The sequence below is a fragment of the Polaribacter septentrionalilitoris genome (assembly GCF_009832745.1).
Classification (GTDB): domain Bacteria; phylum Bacteroidota; class Bacteroidia; order Flavobacteriales; family Flavobacteriaceae; genus Polaribacter; species Polaribacter septentrionalilitoris.
The window spans coordinates 15,421-35,203 of record NZ_VRMJ01000014.1 but is presented as its reverse complement, the minus strand read 5'-3'; the positions used below and the strand labels follow the sequence as shown (position 1 = coordinate 35,203).

The window sequence follows — 19,783 nt, the reverse complement described above, 5'->3', positions numbered from 1 at the left end:
TTTTATACTATTTTAAGAAACTTTTAAGACTATTGTTGTTCAATGAATAAAACAAATAATTAAACACATTAAAATACCTCCAAAGCCTTGTTATAAGCACTTTCAAAGCTCATTGGTCTAATATTAGTATCAGCTTTTTGAGCAGTAAAATAACTCACTAACTTTTCAGTTGGCATATTTCCAGTAAGCTCATCTTTTGCCATTGGACAACCTCCATATCCTTTAATGGCTCCATCGAAACGATTACACCCTGCTTTGTAAGCGGCATCAACCTTTTCGTGCCATTTGTCTGGTGTAGTGTGCAAATGTGCACCAAATTCTATTTCAGGATATTTTGGAATTAAATTAGAAAATAAATACTCAATTACTTTAGGAGTAGAGCTACCAATGGTATCTGATAATGATAAAATCTTTACTCCCATTTTAGAGAGTTTCTCTGTCCAATTTCCAACGATTTCCACATTCCATGGATCTCCATAAGGGTTTCCAAATCCCATAGAAAGGTATGCAACAACTTCTTTTTTGTTTTTATCAGCGAGATTCAGAATTCCTTCTAAAGTAACTATAGATTCGTCTATTGTTTTATGGGTATTTCGCATTTGAAAATTCTCTGAGATAGAGAAGGGATATCCTAAATAATCAATTTCTTCAAACTGAACTGCGTCATTTGCGCCTCTTAAATTAGCAATAATTGCCAATAATTTACTTTTAGTTTTCGATAAATCCAATTGTGATAAAACTGCTGCAGTATCTCGCATTTGCGGAATTGCTTTTGGTGATACAAAGCTGCCAAAATCAATGGTATCAAAACCAACTTTAAGTAAAGAATTGATATACAATGCCTTTTTGTCTGTTGGAATAAAATGCGATTTTATTCCTTGCATTGCATCTCTTGGACATTCTATGATTTTTACTTTTCTCATCAGTTTCAAAGATAGCCAAACAATTGCAGTTGCAAAACATTTTAAATTGATTATACAATGGTTTTTGGTACTTTCGCTTTTAAATGAAAATACCCAAACACATCCTTCCTGTCATTATCATCTCTCAATTTTGTTGTACTTCTTTGTGGTTTGCAGGAAATGGGATTATTGCTGATTTAGTGAAAGCTTTTGATTTAAATTCTGGTGCCCTAGGTCACTTAACTTCTGCTGTTCAATTTGGCTTTATTATAGGAACTTTATTTTTTGCATTGTTAACGATTGCTGATCGTTTTGCTCCTTCAAAAGTATTTTTTATTAGTGCTGTTTTAGGTTCATTTTTTAACTTGGGACTAATTTTTGATAATCAGACATTATTTACGTTATTGAGTTTACGTTTTTTAACTGGATTTTTTTTAGCCGGAATTTATCCTGTAGGAATGAAGATTGCCACAGATTATTACAACAAAGGATTGGGTAAATCTCTTGGTTTTTTAGTAGGTGCTTTGGTTTTAGGAACTGCATTACCCCATTTATTAAAAGATATTTTAGAACCATATTCTTGGAAAAGTGTACTGATATGTACTTCTTCTTTGGCTGTATTTGGAGGGGTTTTAATCTTACTTCTTGTACCTAATGGACCATTTAGAAAAGCTGCAATAAAAATAGATTTACGCATTTGTTTTACAGTCTTTAAACAGCAACAATTTAAGAAAGCAGCTTTTGGTTATTTTGGCCATATGTGGGAATTGTATGCCTTTTGGGCTTTTGTACCTGTACTCTTAAGAATCTATTCTGATATACACAATAACACTACATTTAACATACCCTTGCTTGCTTTTTTAATAATTGGTATAGGTAGTCTTTCTTGTGTTTTTGGAGGTTATATCTCAGAAAAAATCAGCTCAAAAAAAGTAGCGTTTTATAGTTTATTATTCTCTGGTATTTGTTGTTTATTATTTCCCTTTTTAGTTATGCAAACTTCTGAAACTGTATTTATTATATTTTTAATTTTCTGGGGAATGGTAGTTATTTCAGATTCTCCTCAATTTTCAACTTTAGTTGCTCAAAATACCAAAGCAAGAGAAAAAGGAACAGCTTTAACCATCGTAAACTCTATAGGCTTTGCAATAACTATTATAAGTATTCAACTCCTTACCTATTTATTTTCTAACTTTAATAGTTATTGGGTATTTACAATTTTAGCTATTGGTCCTATTTTTGGATTAATTTCTTTAAAAAGCAATACTACTCATCTCAATAATTAGTTACGAAATAGTATTTTTGCCACTATGGAAAATTTAAAACAAGTTACAAAAAAATTGCAAAAAGCAGTTGCTGAAGCCATCCAGCAATATACGATGATTGAAGATGGAGATAAAATTATGGTTTGTCTTTCTGGTGGAAAAGATAGTTATACACTGCTAAATTTGTTATTATATTTTCAAAAAGTAGCACCCATTTCTTTTGATTTGATTGCAGTGAACTTAGATCAAAAACAACCTAATTTTCCAGAAGAAGTTTTACCTAGTTATTTAGAGAATTTAGGAGTAGATTATAAAATTATTGAAAAGAATACCTACAAAATTGTGATGGAGAAAACTCCAGAAGGTAAAACAACATGTAGTCTTTGTTCACGCTTAAGAAGGGGAACTTTATACGAAGCTGCAAAAGATTTAGGATGCAATAAAATTGCTTTAGGTCATCATAGAAATGATATTTTAGAAACCTTTTTCTTGAACTTCTTTTTTGCAGGAAAACTAGAGACTATGCCTCCAAAATTTAAAAATGATGCAGGTGATTTGGAAGTATTAAGACCATTGTCTTTTTGTAAAGAAAGTGATATTGAAATGTATTCTAATTTTATGGATTTCCCTATAATTCCTTGTAATTTATGCGGTTCTCAAGAAAATTTACAACGTAAAAAAGTAAAACAAATGATAACCAATTGGGAAACTGATTTTCCTGATAGAAATTCTATTATGATGAATGCTTTACAAAATGTATTCCCTTCTCATCTATTAGATAAAGATTTGTATGATTTTGATAATTTAGAAAGTAAAATTAAGGAAACAACTATGGTTGATTAAATGATAGTGTTTTTACTATCTTTTTTTGAAAAATAAAAAACTAACTTTGTTATTCCTATATTTAAAAAAATTACGCTAGACGAGTTTTAGAAGAAAAAAATCAATATTTTATAAAAAAATACAAAATATAAAATAGAAACCTAAACTATGGGAAATACAACATACAAGAAAATATCTAATTGGTATCTAAAATTCCAAATTAGTAAATCGCCTCAAATGAACTTAGTTTGGGGTTTCTTTTTATATACACTAATTGGATTTATTCTACTGTCAATTCCTTTATTTCACAAAACTGACATTTCCTTTTTAGATAATTTATTTATTTCAACTTCCGCTATTTCAACTACAGGTCTTGTTACGATAAGCGTTTTTGATTCCTATAACTTTTTTGGTCAATTTGTTATTATGGCATTGATACAAATTGGCGGAATTGGATACATGACACTAACAACCTACTATTTAATTTTTACCACAAAAAATATAACGCATTGGCATAGTAAACTAATAGGTGCAGAATTTACTTTACCAAACACAATTCGAATAAAAGATTTTATTCAAAGCGTTATTGTTTTTACCCTAATAATGGAAACTGTTGGAGCTATCTTATTGTACTTTGCCTTTACCAATTCTGGAATGGAAAGTTTAAAAGCCATTTGGTTTTCAATGTTTCATAGCATTTCATCTTTTTGTACAGCAGGATTTGGATTATTTAATGATGGATTTGAAGATTACCAAGACAATTCTTTTATAAATACAATTATATCTATACTGGCCATTTCTGGTTCTTTAGGTTTTATAGTTATTACAGATTTATGGTATCGAATAAGAGGTAAATCTAAAGAAATTTCGTTTACTACTAAAATCATTATTTATGGGTTTTTGTTTTTACTTTTTTTAGGTACTTTAATCATTTACACAACAGAATCATCATCTATTCTCGGTAAAAACAGTTCACTAATGACCTCTTTCTTTCAAGCAATGTCTGCTATGACAACAGTGGGATTTAACACTATACCAATAGGTGAATTGTCTTTACCAATATTATTGTTTGTAACCTTTCTAATGTATATTGGAGCTTCACCCTCAGGAACTGCTGGAGGAATGAAAATAACTACTTTAACTGCAATGCTATCTATATTGAAAAGCAGATTGTTTGGACAGAAAAAAATTACATTTTTAAACAGACGTATACCATTTGAAAGAATTTATGTAGCTACGTCTACTTTTATACTTTATACGAGTTTAATTTTTATATTTTCATTTTTGCTTTCTTATTTTGAAAACTTTTCTTTCGAGAGCATATTATTTGAAGTAGCGTCAGCTTTGGGAACTGTTGGACTCAGTACAGGTATTACTGCAGATTTATCTAATATTGGTAAAACGTTGATTATTATTTTAATGTTTATTGGTCGTGTTGGAGTTCTAACTTTTGGATTTGCTTTGTTGCAACAAAAAGAAAAAAAAATAAAAAATATAAAAACGGATGATTTAGCAGTTTAACTGAAGTATGGTAAAATAAAAGCTACATGCTAGTAGATTTAATTAGATAATATTAGACCAATAGATTTTCGGTAAGATCAAAGTTGGCATGATGTAATAAGGTTTTAAATAAATACTCTTAATTTTTTTAGATAACCAAAATAGATTGGAAAAATAGATTAAATTCACAAAAAAAACCGAGCAAATTGCTCGGTTTTTTTAGTATATATAAGTTTAGAAAAAACTACATCATTGCAGCTGCAATTTTTTTGTAAGTACCGTTTTCTAGATTTTCTCTAATTGCAGAAAATGCTGTAATTGTTTCATCAATATCTTCTTGTGTATGTGTTGCTGTAGGTATTAATCTTAAAATAATTAATCCTTTAGGTATTACAGGATATACAACAATAGAGCAGAAAATTCCATGATTTTCACGTAAATCGTTAACCATAGCCATTGCTTCAGGAATATCACCTTTTAAATATACAGGTGTAATACACGTTTGTGTAGTTCCTAAATCAAAACCAGCCTCACGTAAACCAGATTGTAAAGCATTAGTATTTTCCCAAAGTTTCTCTTTTAATTCTGGCATTGTACGTATCATATCCAAACGTTTTAATGCTCCTTTAACCATGGCCATTGGTAACGATTTTGCAAACATTTGAGAACGCATGTTATATTGTAGAAATTGAATTACATCTTTATTTCCTGCTAAAAACGCACCAATTCCTGCCATAGATTTTGCAAATGTGGCAAAATATACATCAATTTGATCTTGAACTCCTTGTTCAAAACCTGTACCTCTACCTCCTTCTCCAAGTGTTCCAAATCCATGAGCATCATCAACCAATAAACGGAAATTGTACTTTTCTTTTAATGCACAAATTTCTTTTAATCGTCCTTGTTCTCCTCGCATTCCAAAAACACCTTCAGAAATTGCTAAAATTCCTCCGCCTGTTTTTTCAGCCATCTTAACAGCACGTTTCATATTTTTTTCAAAGCTTTCCATGTCATTGTGTTTGTACACAAATCGCTTGCCCTGATGTAAACGAACACCATCTATAATACATGCATGAGTATCTACGTCATACACAATAACATCATTTTTTGAAACCAAAGCATCTATTGCAGACATAATTCCTTGGTAACCGAAGTTTAATAAATATGCTTTTTCTTTATCTACAAATTCCGCACATTCTTTCTCTAGTTGTTCATGGTAAGGTGTATGGCCAGACATCATTCTTGCTCCCATAGGGTAAGCCATTCCATGCTCATTAGCAGCGGCACCATCTACTTTTAAAACCTCAGGATGATTTGCCAATCCTAAATAATCATTAATACTCCAAGTAACTACTTTTTTGCCATTAAAAGACATTCTATTAGAGATTGGTCCTTCTAATTTAGGAAACACATAATAGCCTTCAGCTTTATCTGCCCAGTTTCCTAGAGGACCTTTATCAGCAACAATTTTTTCAAATAAATCTTTCGTCATTTTCTCTGTTTTTTGTTTTTCTTAGAAAGTGCAAAGTAACCGCTTTTTTTACAGTTTATCAAATTGTAGTAAAGGTAATTGGCGCCTATAAAAAACCATTTTCTCTCATCCAATGATCACTATAAATTTTATTCATATAACGTGATCCATGGTCTGGAAAAATAAGCACAACAACACTTTTGTCAGAAAACATACCTTTTGCTGCATATTGTTTTGTGGCTTGCATAACCGCTCCACTTGTGTAACCAGGGAACATGCCTTCTTTTTTAACAATATTTCTAGCTTCTAAAGCAGCATCTTTATCAGATACTTTTTCGTAAATATCAACTACATCAAAATCTGTAGCTGTTGGGATTAGGTTTTTTCCTAAACCTTCAATTTTATAAGGACTAACCTCATTAAGGTCTAACTCTCTTGTCTCGTGATATTTTTTAATAACAGAACCAATAGCATCAACTCCTAATACTTTAACATTCGAATTTTTCTCTTTCAAATATTTTCCTGAGCCAGAAATTGTACCTCCTGTTCCACTTGCTACAACCAAATGAGTGATTTTACCATCAGTTTGTTGCCAAAGTTCAGGGCCTGTAGATCTGTAATGTGCTTCAATATTTAATTCGTTAAAATACTGATTGATGTAAACTGAGTTTTTTGTTTTTTTATGAATTGTTTTAGCAACCTCATAATACGACCTTGGATCTTCTGGCGGAACATTTGCTGGACAAACATGCACTTCTGCTCCCATAGATTTTAACAAATCTATTTTATCTCGAGAAGATTTATCACTCACTGCTAAAATACATTTATAGCCTTTAACAATACTAATCATTGCCAAACTAAAGCCTGTATTTCCAGAAGTAGTTTCTACGATTGTAGCTCCTTTTTTTAGAATTCCTTTTTTTTCTGCGTTTTGAACAATGTGAAGTGCTATTCTATCTTTGGCAGAATGACCTGGATTAAATGCCTCAAACTTTGCATAATAAGTACCTGGTAGATTTTTAGTAATCTTATGAAGTTTGATTAGTGGTGTTTCTCCAACTAATTCTAAAATCGAATTTGTGATTCCTTGATTTCTGGTCATCCTAACTATTTATCGATAATAACACCAAAATATTGTGTATCTCGATTTCGGATGCAAAAGTACATTTATTAATGAAATCTGAAAAGAGATTCCACTATTTTATAGGTACTAATTTATTTTCAAGACTCAATAAAAACGTATAATCTCTTGCTGTTTCTTTAAGAGAATCGAATCTACCAGAAGCACCTCCATGACCTGTTTCCATATTTGTATGCAACAATAACAAATTAGCATCAGTTTTTAATTCTCTCAATTTAGCCACCCATTTTGCTGGTTCCCAATATTGTACTTGAGAATCGTGAAAACCTGTTGTCACTAATAAAGTTGGATAATCTTGTTGAGTAACATTATCATAAGGTGAATAGGATTTTATGTATTCGTAAAATATTTTATCGTTTGGATTTCCCCATTCATCATATTCTCCTGTGGTTAATGGTATACTTTCATCAATCATCGTAGAAACTACATCTACAAAAGGAACAGCCGCAATAATTCCGTTATACAATTCAGGATTCATATTTACAATAGCTCCCATTAATAAACCACCTGCAGAACCACCCATGGCATACAAATGCTTTGATGATGTATAATTGTTTTCAATCAAGAACTTAGAACAATCAATAAAATCGTAAAACGTATTTTTTTTATTCAACATCTTACCATCCTCATACCAATTTCTTCCTAAATATTCGCTTCCACGAATGTGTGCTAAAGCATAAACAAAACCCCTGTCTAATAGACTTAAACGTGTTGTAGAAAAACTATCTGGAATTGTATATCCGTAAGAACCATATGAATATTGTAACACTGGAGTTTCACCATTTAACTCAGTATTTTTATGATACACCAAAGAAATTGGTACTTTTTTACCATCTCTTGCTGTTGCCCAAATTCGCTTGCTGATATAATTCTTTTTATCAAACTTACCTCCTAACACTTCTTGCTCTTTTTTGATGTCTTTTTCTTTTGATTTCATATTAAAATCTATCACAGAACTTGGTGTTGTAAATGAGTTGTAGACATAACGAATAATCTGAGTATTAAACTCAGGATTTGCATACACACTTACAGAGTAAGTTTCTTCATCAAAAGGTAAATAATAATCTTCTGTGTCATCCCAACTTTTAAATCGTATTTTACTCAAGCCATTATTACGCTCTTCTAAAACCAAGTAGTCTTTAAAAATTAAAAAATCTTCTAGTAAAGTGTCTTCTCTATGCGGAATTACATCTGTCCAATTTTCTTTTTCAGTTGCAGAAACCGGAGTTTTCATCAACTTAAAATTGGTTGCCTTGTCTTTATTGGTAAGGATGTAAAAAGAGTCTCCATAATGGGATACATTGTATTCTAAATCTCTTTCTCTTGGTTGTAAGAGTTTAAATTTTCCTGTTGGGTTATCAGCTTCTAAAAATTGTGCCTCTGTAGAAACAGTGCTGTAAGAACCAATAATAATGTACTTTTTAGATTTAGATTTAGTAACATAAGTTCCAAATGTTTCATCTTTTTCATGATATACTTCTACATCTTCTGATGCTGGTGTGCCTAAAACATGTCTAAAGATTTTTACACTTCGTAAAGTAACTGGGTCTTTTTTAGTATAAAAAATGGTTTTATTGTCATTAGCCCAAACTGAACCTCCTGTTGTATTTTCGATAATATCTTTGTAAATCTCACCCGTTTCTAAGTTTTTGATTCGTAAAAAATATTGTCTCCTACTCACTGTATCTGTAGCAAAAACAGCCAATTTATTATCAGGAGAAACATTTAAACCTCCTAGTTGATAATAATCAAAGCCTTTTGCCATTGTATTGACATCAAACAAAACTTCTTCTTTGGCTTCTAAATGCTCTTTTTTTCTACTATAAATAGGATATTGCTTTCCTTTTTCATAACGCGTGATGTAAAAATAACCATTGCTCTTATAAGGTACTGATGCATCATCCTCTTTAATTCTTCCTTTCATTTCCTCAAATAAATTGTCTTGAAAGTTTTTTGTAGGATTGGTTATTGCATCAAAATACGCATTTTCTTCCTCTAAATAATTAACAACTTTTTGAGTTTGTGTGTCTTTTACTTCTGATAATTTTTGTTCATCAGACAAACGCATCCAAAAATAATTATCAGTTCTAACATCTCCGTGTTTTTCTATTTCAAAAGGAATTTTATCCGCTACAGGTACTTTGGCATCCATCATTGTTATCGTTCTATTTTTATTGAGCGATTGCAAATGTAGTATTTCTACAAGAAAATATATCACTTAATTAAAGTTTCATTTTTAGTGATGAAAACAGTAATTTTGTGTTTCATAAACTTAAAATTTAAAGATATGTTTGGAGATTTAGGAGGAATGATGAGCAAATTAAAAGAAGCGCAACAAAAAGTTGAAGAAACAAAAACAAGATTAAACACTGTTTTGGTTGATGAAAATTCTTCTGATGATAAAATTAAAGTTACGCTAACTGCAAATAGAGAAATAAAATCGATTTCTATTGATGAATCTTTACTTGCTGATGCAGAAGAATTGGAAGATTATTTGGTAATTACACTAAACAAAGCTATTGAAAAAGCTACACAAATTAATGAAACTGAAATGGCTGCTGCAGCAAAAAGCGGAATGCCAAACATACCAGGAATGGGGTTCTAAATAAAAACAATGTTTGCTACTATTAATGATTATTTACTACCATGCTTAAACAAAAGTTTATTTGGTATTGATTGTCCTGGATGTGGCTTACAAAGAGCATTAATATCTATTTTTAAAGGAGAATTTAAAGAAGCTTTTTTCTTTTTTCCTGCAGTCTACACACTGTTAATACTACTTATTTTTTTTCTCATCAATTTAAAATATAAGTATATCAACGGACAAAAAATTATAATTAAATTAGCAGCTATTAACGTATTAATTATTGTAGTAAACTACATCATTAAAATAAAACCTTTATTTATAAATTAAACACATGGAAAGACAAAATTTACCCAATGCAACAACTGCTTTAGTTTTAGGAATTTTATCAATTGTAACTTGTTTATGTTACGGAGTTATAGGTTTGCCTCTTGGTATTATCGCTGTTGTTTTAGGAAACAAAGCCTTGAAAGAGTATCAAGAAGCCCCAGAAAATTTTAAAGGAGAAGGAAATGCAAAAGCGGGTAAGATAACTGGTATTATAGGTATTATTTTAAACACATTGTATTTATTAGCTATTTTATGGTTATTAAATAAATTGGGGTGGGATGCTTTACAAGATCCAGAATTAATGCAACAAAGAGCAAATGAAATATTTGGTCAATAAAAAAACTCTTAAAATGTGATTCTTTTGAGTTACATTTAACATCATATAAACAAAGATACTTTAACCATTAAAGTATCTTTGTTTTGTTTAAAACCTATCTATTTAAATTTATGTCTAAGAAGAAAAAGAAGCAATCTATTGGTAAGAAAATCCTAAAATGGTTTTCAATAACATGTCTAGTTTTATTGATAGCACTAATTGCTATTCCTTATTTATTTAAGGATAAAATTGTTGCTATGGTTACCAAAACAATTAACAATAACATAAACGCTACTGTTGCATTTAAAAATAGCGATTTAAGCCTGATTAAACATTTTCCGTTAGCTAGTTTAACTGTTGACGATGTCTCAGTTGCAAACAAAGCACCATTTCTAGGTGATACTTTATACAATGCTAAAAAACTGAGTTTGGACATGAAAATTACCGAGCTTTTTAAAAAACCAGATGAAAGTATAGAGATTAAAAATGTTACTTCAGAAAACGGAACAATTAATATCATTTTTAATACAGATGGTAAGGGAAATTTTGACATCGCAAAGAAAGAAACAACTACTGTAAATAGTGCTCCCAATAGTTCTTTTTCTTTTAATATTAATGAATATCAATTAGGTAATATTGATTTCAATTATATAGATAGAGCTACTAAAATGAACCTTAGTGTAGACAGTATTTATCATTCTGGAAAAGGAAATTTTAAAGAAGATATCTTTAATTTAGACACAAAATCTATAGGTTTTTTATCATTTTCATCAGACCAAACCAACTTTATAAACAATGTAAAAGTCTCTTTGGATGCCATTTTAGAAATCAACCTTAAAAAATCTAAATATACTTTTAAAGAAAATACAGGTTATATCAATCAATTGCCATTGGCTTTTGATGGTTTTATACAATTGGTTGAAGAAAATCAGTTGTATGACATCCATTTTAAAACACCAACTTCATCCTTTAAAAATGCCTTAGCATTAATACCAACTCAATATTCTGGAAACTTAAAAACGATTCAAACCAAAGGAAATTTTGATTTAGAAGGCACTGTAAAAGGAACTTTGTCTGAAACTACAATTCCGAAGTTTAATATCAATATTTCTTCTAAAAATGCGATGTTCAAATATGCAGACTTACCAAAATCTGTTCAAAACATCAATATCAATTCACAAATTATAAACGCAACAGGATATACCAAAGACACCTATGTTGCTATAAATACGTTGAATTTTAAAGTTGACGAAGATGAATTCTCTGCAAACGGGAATATCAAAAAAATTACCACGAATCCACAAATTGATTTTAATGCGAAAGGAACCATCAATTTGGCAAATATTAGTAAGGTTTATCCAATATCTTTAGAAAATGAACTCTCAGGAGTTTTAACAGCAAATGTTGCCACTAATTTTGATATGAATGCAATTGAAAAGAAAAATTATCAGAAAATTAAAAACTCAGGAACTATTGGTGTAAACAATTTTAAATATGATAGTAAAGATATTGCAAATCCTTTTTATATTGATGAAACTAAGATCTCGTTCAACACAAAATCAATTCAATTAAAAGAGTTTAAAGCTAAAACAGGAGTTTCAGACCTTGCAATTAAAGGGCAAATTGATAATTTCTATGGTTTTATTTTTAAAGATGAAGTCTTAAAAGGAAATTTCAATTTAAATTCCAACAACTTTAAAGTGTCCGATTTTTTAACTCAAAGTGAAAAAACAGATGAAAAAGATACTTCATTAAATTTAAAAATCCCTGTATTTTTAGATTGCAAGTTTTCAGCAAATGCAAAGAATGTAGTGTATGACAATATGAACATGAAAAATGTTTCTGGAGATTTATACATTCATGATGAAACTGTTGATTTAAAAAATTTAAAATCAGATGTTTTTGGAGGTAATATTGCGTTTAGCGGTAACGTTTCTACGAAAGAGAAAACACCAAAATTTGAGATGAGCTTAGATTTGAATAAACTTAATATTTCTGAATCTTTTGGAACTTTAGAAATGTTGAAATCAATTGCTCCTATTGCAGAAACTATTGGTGGTAAAATAAACTCAAAAATTAATCTTTCAGGGGTTTTAAAAGATGATTTTACTCCAAACTTAAGTTCTATTTCAGGTGATTTATTTGGTAAATTATTAGATCCTAAATTAAATAGTAAAAACTCTAAAGTTTTAAATATTTTAGGTGATAAAGTTGATTTTATTGATGTTAATAAATTAAATTTAGATGGAATTAACGCTTATTTTTCTTTTAAAAACGGACAAGTTACTGTAAAACCAATTCCTTTCAATTATAAGGATATAAACATTGAAGTTGGAGGAACCCACAACTTTGAAAATACGATGAATTATGATATTGTATTTGATGTTCCTGTAAAATATTTGGGTACTGATGTCACTAATCTAATATCAAAACTTACACCAAAAGATGCTGCAGACATTAAAAACATTCCAGTAAAAGCTAGTTTAACAGGTAGTTTTGGAAGTCCTAAGTTTTCATCAAATATAAAAGACGCTACATCCAATTTAATGAAAAATTTGATTGAAAAACAAAAACAAAGCTTAATTAATCAAGGTAAAGACAAAGTAAAAGACGTTTTGGGTGGTCTTTTTGGAAAGAAGAAAAAGGATACTGTTCAGAAAAAAAATTAAATACTAAAGAACTAATTTCTTTCTTTTATGCCAAAGCTCCCATTGTTGTGAAAATTATTAGTAGGATATACAATGAAATTGTAATAATGGTAAATACTCCTAAAAACTTATAATGCGATTTTAGCATCTCAAAAGAACCTGTCAAGGTTTCATCATTCTTAGTAGCGATTGCTTTTTTCATTTTGTTGGCAAACTGCATTAAATAGTAAACTGGAAAGAAATAAATGACAGCTAGTACTAAATAGGTAATTGTCATAATCATTCCTATATTCTCAGGAATTCCTGGTTGCATTGCTACCATGCTAAAAATTGTGTTGGCAAAAACGGCCAATATCAGCATTAGAAAAATCAATAGAAATCCAATAATAGACAAGAAAAACGCCCATTTAGCAGTTTCTTTTAAAAATTGTTTTGAAGCACTTGTTAATGTTAATTGTTCTAATTGTGTAATTGGACTCTGCATAAGACTTGATTATATTCTATATCCAAATGTAAAAAAAAGAAGCCACAAATTCGTAATTAAATAGTACTGAATTTGTGGCTTACACTATTATTAAAATTACTTTTATTTATCGAATTCGATAATCGTCTTTTTTATAATTGCAATACAATCTCTTAATTGCTCTTCATTCATTACCAAAGGTGGTGCAAAACGAATGATATTTCCATGGGTTGGTTTTGCTAATAAACCATTATCTCTTAGCTTCATACATATATTCCAAGCTGTATTACTATGCTCATCATCATTCACAACAATAGCATTTAGCAAACCTTTACCTCTTACTAATTTTACAAGTTTAGTACTATTAGCTAGTTCTGATAATTCTTCTCTAAAAATAATACCTAGTCTGTCTGCATTTTCAGCAAGATTTTCATCTCTAACAACTTCTAATGCAGCAATAGCTACAGCAGCAGCAACAGGATTTCCTCCAAAAGTAGAACCATGATTTCCTGGTTTAATCACATTCATAATGTCATCATTGGCTAAAACTGCAGAAACAGGATATGCTCCACCACTCAATGCTTTTCCTAAAATTAAAACATCAGGTTTTACATTTGGTTCGTTAGAGCAGTTTTTATCTTCACAAGAACAATTTCCACAAGTGGCTAATAAACGTCCAGTTCTTGCAATTCCTGTTTGTACTTCATCCGCAATAAATAAGACGTTATAGTCTTCACAAAGTTGTTTTGCAGCTGCTAAATATCCTTCAGAAGGCACATAAACACCAGCTTCACCCTGAATAGGTTCTACCAGAAATGCAGCCACATTAGGATTATTTTCTAAAGCTTCTTGTAATTCTTGCAAGTTATCATACTCTATTTTGATAAATCCCTTGGTATAAGGACCAAAATTTTTACGGGCTACAGGATCATTTGAAAATGAAATAATTGTGGTTGTTCTTCCGTGAAAGTTATTTTCACAAACAATAATTTCTGCTTTGTTTTCGTCAATTCCCTTTACTTCATAAGCCCATTTTCTTGCTAACTTTAAAGCCGTTTCTACAGCTTCTGCACCAGTATTCATTGGTAAAAGCTTATCAAAATCGAAAAACTCACTGGCAAACTTTTCATACTTTCCTAACATATCGTTGTAAAAAGCACGAGAAGTTAAGGTTAATGTTTTTGCCTGATTTACCATTGCATCCACAATTTTAGGATGACAATGCCCTTGATTTACAGCAGAATATGCTGATAAGAAATCGTAATACTTTTTTCCTTCTACATCCCAAACATAGACACCTTCTCCTCTACTCAATACCACTGGAAGTGGATGATAGTTGTGTGCTCCATATTTGTTCTCTAATTCAATCGCTTGTTGCGATGTTAATTGGTCTAAAACAGCCATTTTTAATAATTTTTAAAATTAATAATAACCATTCCTTGTCTACCTTTATCCTTCTGATGAGTTTTCAGAAATTCAGCGTGGGAAAGAAATCATCCCCGAAGTTGTGCAAAAATAGGAATTTATTTATTTAAATCATCATCAATAACAAATCCTGCAATAATATTTCTAATTTTGCAATCCAATAAATTTTAAGGATGCCACGTAGAGAACGCAATAAGTTTGTAAAAAGAAACCAAGTTTTAGAGTTAAAAATTGAAGATTATGCCTTTGGTGGAAAAGGAATTGCAAGAATCCATTCTGATGAAGGAAGTTTTGTAGTTTTTGTACCTAATACCTTACCTGGACAATTGGTAAAAGCTCAAATTAAAAAATCGAGCAAAAAATACGCTGAAGCAAAATTGATGGACGTTTTACAAGCTTCTCCTGATGAAGTAGAAGTTCCTTTTCAAGATATTCCAGGAGCTCCTTACATTCAGTTGCCTGTTGAATTACAACATCAATATAAAAAAGAAAGTACCTTATCGCTCTTTAAAAGAATTGGAAAAGTAGAAAATATCGAAGATTTATTTGATGAATTTATTACTTCTCCAAACGTGTTTCACTACAGAAATAAAATGGAATATGGTTTCTCTGCTATTGGTTATGATAGAGTGAATAAAACTGATAAAGATGAGTTTACCTTAGGTTTTAAAAGACGTGGTGTTTGGTGGATGGGAGATAATCTCGATAAAGATTCAGGTTTATTTGACAAACAACTAGAAGATAATTTAAAAAATATTAGAGCCTATTGTCAAGATACTGGTCTTGCTCCTTGGCATGGACCTAAAAAAGAAGGTTTTTTTAGATATTTTGTAGTTCGTAAATCCTATAAAACTGACGAATTGTTATTCAATTTAGTTACCACATCTTATGATTTACCAAAATTTGATTTAAAGAAATTTGCCAATTATTTAGTAGAATTATTTGGTGATAGAGTTGCTGGTTTGTTGCATACTATTAATGATGAAGTTGGAGATAGAACTATTGCTACTTCAGGAAGTATCAATTTAATTTACGGAAAAGATAAAATTGTAGAAGAACTCTTAGGTTTAAATTTTGAAATTAGCATGAAAAGCTTTTTTCAGACCAATCCTAAATCTGCAGAAAAACTCTATTCTAAAGTAGTTGACTACGTCTTAGAAGATAAATCTAAAGTAGACAATACCGTAGTTATGGATTTATTTTGTGGTACAGGAACTATAGGGCAAATTGTGGCTTCTAAAAGCGAAAATGCAAAAATAATTGGAGTTGATATAGTTGCTTCAGCTATTGAAGATGCTAAGAAAAATGCAAAAAGAAATGGTATTAATGGCTTAGAATTTTATGCTGCAGATGTGGGTAAGTTTTTAGCGCAACATCCTCAGTATCAAAATAAAATAAAGACCATAATTTTAGACCCTGCAAGAGCAGGAATTGTACCAAAAACGTTACAGAAAATCATCAACTTAAATGCAGATAGAATGGTGTATGTTTCTTGTAATCCTGCAACACAAGCTAGAGATACAGAGTTATTACGAGAAGCTGGATATCAGATCAAAAAAATTAGTTTGGTTGATCAATTTCCACATACAAGTCACATAGAAACTGTAGTTTTGTTTGAAAAGATTTAGAGTTTATTTTTTACTATCGTGTTTAAAAGGTTTATTCGTTTATTTGTAAAAAATAAATGTTATGAAAATATATTCATTCGAAAAATTAGTAGTTTGGCAAGAATCAGTAGAATTAGTCAAAGACGTTTACAGAATTACTAAAAATTTTCCTTCTGAAGAAAAATTTGGGTTGATTAGTCAATTAAGAAAAGCAACTGTTTCAATCTCTTCAAACTTAGCAGAGGGAACATCAAGAAAAACAAATAAAGATAAAGCCCATTTTACTACAGTTTCTTATAGTTCTGCTATGGAAGTATTAAATCAGTTAATTATTTCTAAAGAATTAGGCTTTATTTCTGAAAATGAAACTATTTTAGCAAGACAAAAAATTGAGAAAATTACAAATATGTTAAATGCGTTACGAAACTCACAACTAAACGTATAAACTATTTACCAAATAAACATTTTTTAAAATGAAAAAACTTTCAGAATTCGAAATTCAAAAAAAATTAGAAAACTTACCAGATTGGGATTTCTATGATGATGCTTTACATACAGATTTTGAGTTTGACAACTTTAAAGATTGTATGTCTGCCATGAATAGAATTGCTTTTGAGTGTGAGGCTTTAAATCATCATCCAGAGTGGACAAATGTTTATAATTCATTGGATATTACTTTGACCACTCATGATGCAGATGGAGTTACAGAATTAGACTTTAAATTAGCAGAAACCATCAATAAAATAGTAGAGGTTGAAGAATAATATGAGAAAAATTATATTTCTTTTAGGCTTTGTTCTACTCATTAATACTTCTTGCGAAAAAGATGATTTTTGTTTACAAAATCCTATAACACCAAATTTAATCATCACTTTTTATGATGAAGTTAATAGAGAAACCCCTAAAAATGTAAGAAGATTTTCTATTATAGCGCAAGGTAAAACAGATAGTTTATTTACAAATTCAACTTCAGACAGTATCGCAATTCCTTTAAATTCAATAGATACTAAAACGGTTTATACCTTAAAAAAGAATGATTCAGATGGCACAATAGCTAATAATCAAATTGCAACATTTACCATAGAATACACTCCTCAAGACGAATATGTTTCTCGTTCTTGTGGATATAGAGTAATATTTAACAATATTACTTTTTCAAAAGACACCAATTCTTGGATAAAAGATTTTACTCCAAATGTATCAACAACAATCGACAATCAAAATGCAGCACATGTACAAATTTATCATTAGCATCTGTCTACTATTTGTTTTTGTTGATGGATTTTCTCAACAAAAAAAAGACACCATTATTGATTCTAAAAAAGATACCATAATTTATAAATCTCCATATGGGTTAAGAGTTGGTGTAGATATCAGTAAACCTATAAAAGCACAATTTGATGGTTCTTATAGTGGGTTTGAAATTGTAGGTGACTATAGATTATCAAAACGTTTTTATGCAGCAGTTGAGTTAGGTTTTGAAGAAGAAACAACTCAAGAAGACTTCACCAATTCAACAGCTAAAGGAAGCTATATTAGAGCAGGTTTTAACTTTAATGCTTATAAGAATTGGTTGGATATGAACAACGAAATTTACGTAGGCTATCGTTACGGATTAAGTATTTTTGAACAGACATTAAATAGCTATACACCAAATGTAAACAATCAGTATTTCCCTGCAAATACAGTTTCAACTCCCATTACAACAGCAGGATTAAACGCACATTGGTCAGAAATTGTTCTAGGTTTTAGAGCAGAAGCTTTTGAAAATTTCTACATCACTTTTAGTGGTTCATATAAAATATTGATGAGTGTTAAAGACCCAGACAATTTTAAGACATTATTTGCACCTGGATTTAATAGAGTTTTTGAAAGCGGAACAGGTTTTGGCTTCAATTATACGCTTACCTACTTAATTCCTTTTCAAAAAAAGTAATATCATTTATTTTTTTTAGTAAATTTAACCAGCCTTATTTAAAATTACATTGTATGAATAAAATTCCTAGCGTAGATTTATCAGATTTTCTTTCTGATGATAAAGATAAAAAACAGAAGTTTATTGATGAAATTGGTCACGCTTACGAAAACATAGGTTTTGTAGCTCTAAAAGGTCATTTTTTAGATGATAAATTAGTTGACAATTTATATAATGAAGTTAAGAATTTCTTTGATTTACCTTTAGAAGTAAAAGAGAAATATGAGATTCCTGGAATTGGAGGACAAAGAGGTTATGTTTCTTTTGGAAAAGAATCTGCAAAAGGAAAAAAAGAAGGAGATTTAAAAGAATTTTGGCATTTTGGACAATATGTAGACAAAGATTCTAAATACGCAAATGAATATCCAGAAAACGTAATTGTTGATGAGTTGCCAAAATTTAATGAAGTAGGTAAAACCACTTATCAAATGCTAGAGAAAACAGCTAAATATGTATTACGCTCTCTGGCATTACATTTAGGTTTAGAAGAAACATATTTTGATGAATACATAAAAAACGGAAACAGTATTTTACGTCCAATTCATTATCCACCAATAGAAACAGAACCTAAAGGAGCTGAAAGAGCTGCTGCTCATGGAGACATCAATTTAATTACACTTTTAATGGGCGCGCAAGGTAAAGGCCTGCAAGTTCAAAACCATAATGGAGATTGGATTGATGCTATGGCTGCACCAGATGAACTGGTGATTAATGTTGGTGATATGTTATCGCGTCATAGCAATAATAAACTTAAATCTACCATTCATAGAGTTGTTAATCCACCAAAAGAACTATGGGGAACTTCTCGTTATTCAATTCCGTTTTTTATGCATCCTATATCTGATATGAAGCTAGATGTTTTGGAAAACTGTATTGATGACGAAAACCCAAAACAATTTGATGATATCACTGCTGGAGAATTTTTAGATGAACGTTTAAAAGAATTAGGATTAAAGAAATAATGGACTTAAAAGATCAACTAAAAAATTTATTCCCAGATCACGAAGAAACTCCTGAACCAGTTCAGGAAAAGTCAAATATTTGGTTGCAAGACAACCCTATTATTTGTAAATATGAAAAAAGGAAAGGAAAACCAATTACAATTTTAGAAGGCTATACAGGTGCTACTTCTGACTTTAAAATTTTAGCTAAAGAAATAAAAAAGAAACTTTCTGTTGGGGGAAGTTTTAAAGATGACAAAATCATTATTCAAGGAGATTTTAGAGATCAAATAATGACAATGTTAAAAGAAAAAGGATTTAAAGTAAAACGTGTTGGTGGCTAGTTATCAACATTATACAATAAACTTAGACAAATAACGTTTTTTATAAATT

Annotated in this window: 20 protein-coding genes; 14 read left to right on the top strand and 6 right to left on the bottom strand. The window is 30.2% G+C overall.

The features are described 5' to 3' along the window. Positions 1-68: 68 nt before the first annotated feature. Positions 69-923: a hydroxymethylglutaryl-CoA lyase gene (locus FP421_RS02310; protein WP_159947217.1), complete on the bottom strand. Its 855-nt coding sequence runs from the start codon at positions 921-923 to the stop codon at positions 69-71. Between the two features lie 83 nt (positions 924-1,006). Between FP421_RS02310 and FP421_RS02305 the strand changes: the two genes are divergently transcribed. The 3 genes from FP421_RS02305 to FP421_RS02295 all read left to right on the top strand — a co-directional run bounded on the left by FP421_RS02305 (position 1,007) and on the right by FP421_RS02295 (position 4,510). Continuing rightward, positions 1,007-2,188: an MFS transporter gene (locus tag FP421_RS02305; RefSeq protein WP_159947215.1), complete on the top strand. Its 1,182-nt coding sequence runs from the start codon at positions 1,007-1,009 to the stop codon at positions 2,186-2,188. A 24-nt stretch (positions 2,189-2,212) separates the two neighbouring features. Beyond that, positions 2,213-3,010 carry a tRNA 2-thiocytidine(32) synthetase TtcA gene (gene ttcA / locus FP421_RS02300; RefSeq protein WP_159947213.1) on the top strand — a complete coding sequence of 266 codons (798 nt, stop codon included), beginning with the start codon at positions 2,213-2,215 and terminating at the stop codon, positions 3,008-3,010. A 147-nt stretch (positions 3,011-3,157) separates the two neighbouring features. Next, positions 3,158-4,510, top strand: coding sequence for a TrkH family potassium uptake protein (locus tag FP421_RS02295; protein WP_159947211.1), 1,353 nt, complete (start codon positions 3,158-3,160; stop codon positions 4,508-4,510). Positions 4,511-4,733: 223 nt separating this feature from the next. Here FP421_RS02295 and FP421_RS02290 read toward each other — a convergent pair whose 3' ends face one another. The 3 genes from FP421_RS02290 to FP421_RS02280 form a co-directional block, all read right to left on the bottom strand. Continuing rightward, complete coding sequence (locus FP421_RS02290) at positions 4,734-5,981, bottom strand: aminotransferase class I/II-fold pyridoxal phosphate-dependent enzyme (protein ID WP_159947209.1); 1,248 nt, start codon at positions 5,979-5,981, stop codon at positions 4,734-4,736. Positions 5,982-6,066: 85 nt separating this feature from the next. Further along, positions 6,067-7,062 (bottom strand): PLP-dependent cysteine synthase family protein, encoded by a 996-nt coding sequence (locus FP421_RS02285; protein ID WP_159947207.1) that lies wholly within the window; start codon positions 7,060-7,062, stop codon positions 6,067-6,069. 94 nt (positions 7,063-7,156) lie between these two features. Then, positions 7,157-9,256, bottom strand: coding sequence for a S9 family peptidase (locus FP421_RS02280; RefSeq protein WP_201288785.1), 2,100 nt, complete (start codon positions 9,254-9,256; stop codon positions 7,157-7,159). Positions 9,257-9,388: 132 nt separating this feature from the next. On the opposite strand from FP421_RS02280, the gene FP421_RS02275 reads away from it, so the two are divergent. From FP421_RS02275 to FP421_RS02260, 4 genes are all read left to right on the top strand, one after another. Continuing rightward, on the top strand, positions 9,389-9,706 hold the full coding sequence (locus tag FP421_RS02275; RefSeq protein ID WP_159947863.1) for a YbaB/EbfC family nucleoid-associated protein: 318 nt from the start codon (positions 9,389-9,391) through the stop codon (positions 9,704-9,706). A 9-nt stretch (positions 9,707-9,715) separates the two neighbouring features. Then, on the top strand, positions 9,716-10,015 hold the full coding sequence (locus tag FP421_RS02270) for a DUF2752 domain-containing protein (RefSeq protein WP_159947205.1): 300 nt from the start codon (positions 9,716-9,718) through the stop codon (positions 10,013-10,015). A 4-nt stretch (positions 10,016-10,019) separates the two neighbouring features. Next, on the top strand, positions 10,020-10,352 hold the full coding sequence (locus FP421_RS02265) for a CCC motif membrane protein (protein WP_159947203.1): 333 nt from the start codon (positions 10,020-10,022) through the stop codon (positions 10,350-10,352). A 110-nt stretch (positions 10,353-10,462) separates the two neighbouring features. Further along, the gene (locus FP421_RS02260) at positions 10,463-13,000 is read left to right on the top strand and encodes an AsmA-like C-terminal region-containing protein (protein ID WP_159947201.1); all 2,538 of its coding nucleotides are present in this window, start codon (positions 10,463-10,465) and stop codon (positions 12,998-13,000) included. A gap of 25 nt (positions 13,001-13,025) precedes the next feature. Here the strand turns inward: FP421_RS02260 and FP421_RS02255 are convergent, their stop codons facing one another. Next, a complete protein-coding gene (locus FP421_RS02255; RefSeq protein ID WP_159947199.1) occupies positions 13,026-13,463 on the bottom strand; it encodes a DUF5362 family protein in 438 nt (145 codons plus the stop codon). A 102-nt stretch (positions 13,464-13,565) separates the two neighbouring features. Continuing rightward, the gene (gene rocD / locus FP421_RS02250) at positions 13,566-14,846 is read right to left on the bottom strand and encodes an ornithine--oxo-acid transaminase (protein ID WP_159947197.1); all 1,281 of its coding nucleotides are present in this window, start codon (positions 14,844-14,846) and stop codon (positions 13,566-13,568) included. A 194-nt stretch (positions 14,847-15,040) separates the two neighbouring features. Between rocD and rlmD the strand changes: the two genes are divergently transcribed. From rlmD to FP421_RS02215, 7 genes are all read left to right on the top strand, one after another. After that, entirely contained in the window at positions 15,041-16,495 is a 1,455-nt protein-coding gene (rlmD, locus tag FP421_RS02245; RefSeq protein ID WP_159947195.1) for a 23S rRNA (uracil(1939)-C(5))-methyltransferase RlmD, read from the top strand. Between the two features lie 61 nt (positions 16,496-16,556). Continuing rightward, entirely contained in the window at positions 16,557-16,919 is a 363-nt protein-coding gene (locus FP421_RS02240; protein WP_159947193.1) for a four helix bundle protein, read from the top strand. 28 nt (positions 16,920-16,947) lie between these two features. Continuing rightward, on the top strand, positions 16,948-17,238 hold the full coding sequence (locus tag FP421_RS02235) for a 4a-hydroxytetrahydrobiopterin dehydratase (protein ID WP_159947191.1): 291 nt from the start codon (positions 16,948-16,950) through the stop codon (positions 17,236-17,238). Between the two features lies 1 nt (position 17,239). Then, positions 17,240-17,725, top strand: a complete 486-nt coding sequence (locus FP421_RS02230) for a DUF6452 family protein (RefSeq protein WP_159947190.1) — start codon at positions 17,240-17,242, stop codon at positions 17,723-17,725. Then, positions 17,706-18,410, top strand: coding sequence for a DUF6048 family protein (locus tag FP421_RS02225; RefSeq protein ID WP_159947189.1), 705 nt, complete (start codon positions 17,706-17,708; stop codon positions 18,408-18,410). Before FP421_RS02230 ends, FP421_RS02225 begins: the two co-directional genes overlap by 20 nt. A 53-nt stretch (positions 18,411-18,463) precedes the next feature. Further along, a complete protein-coding gene (locus tag FP421_RS02220; protein WP_159947188.1) occupies positions 18,464-19,411 on the top strand; it encodes an isopenicillin N synthase family dioxygenase in 948 nt (315 codons plus the stop codon). After that, on the top strand, positions 19,411-19,734 hold the full coding sequence (locus FP421_RS02215) for a translation initiation factor (protein WP_159947187.1): 324 nt from the start codon (positions 19,411-19,413) through the stop codon (positions 19,732-19,734). Before FP421_RS02220 ends, FP421_RS02215 begins: the two co-directional genes overlap by 1 nt. Positions 19,735-19,783: the final 49 nt, after the last annotated feature.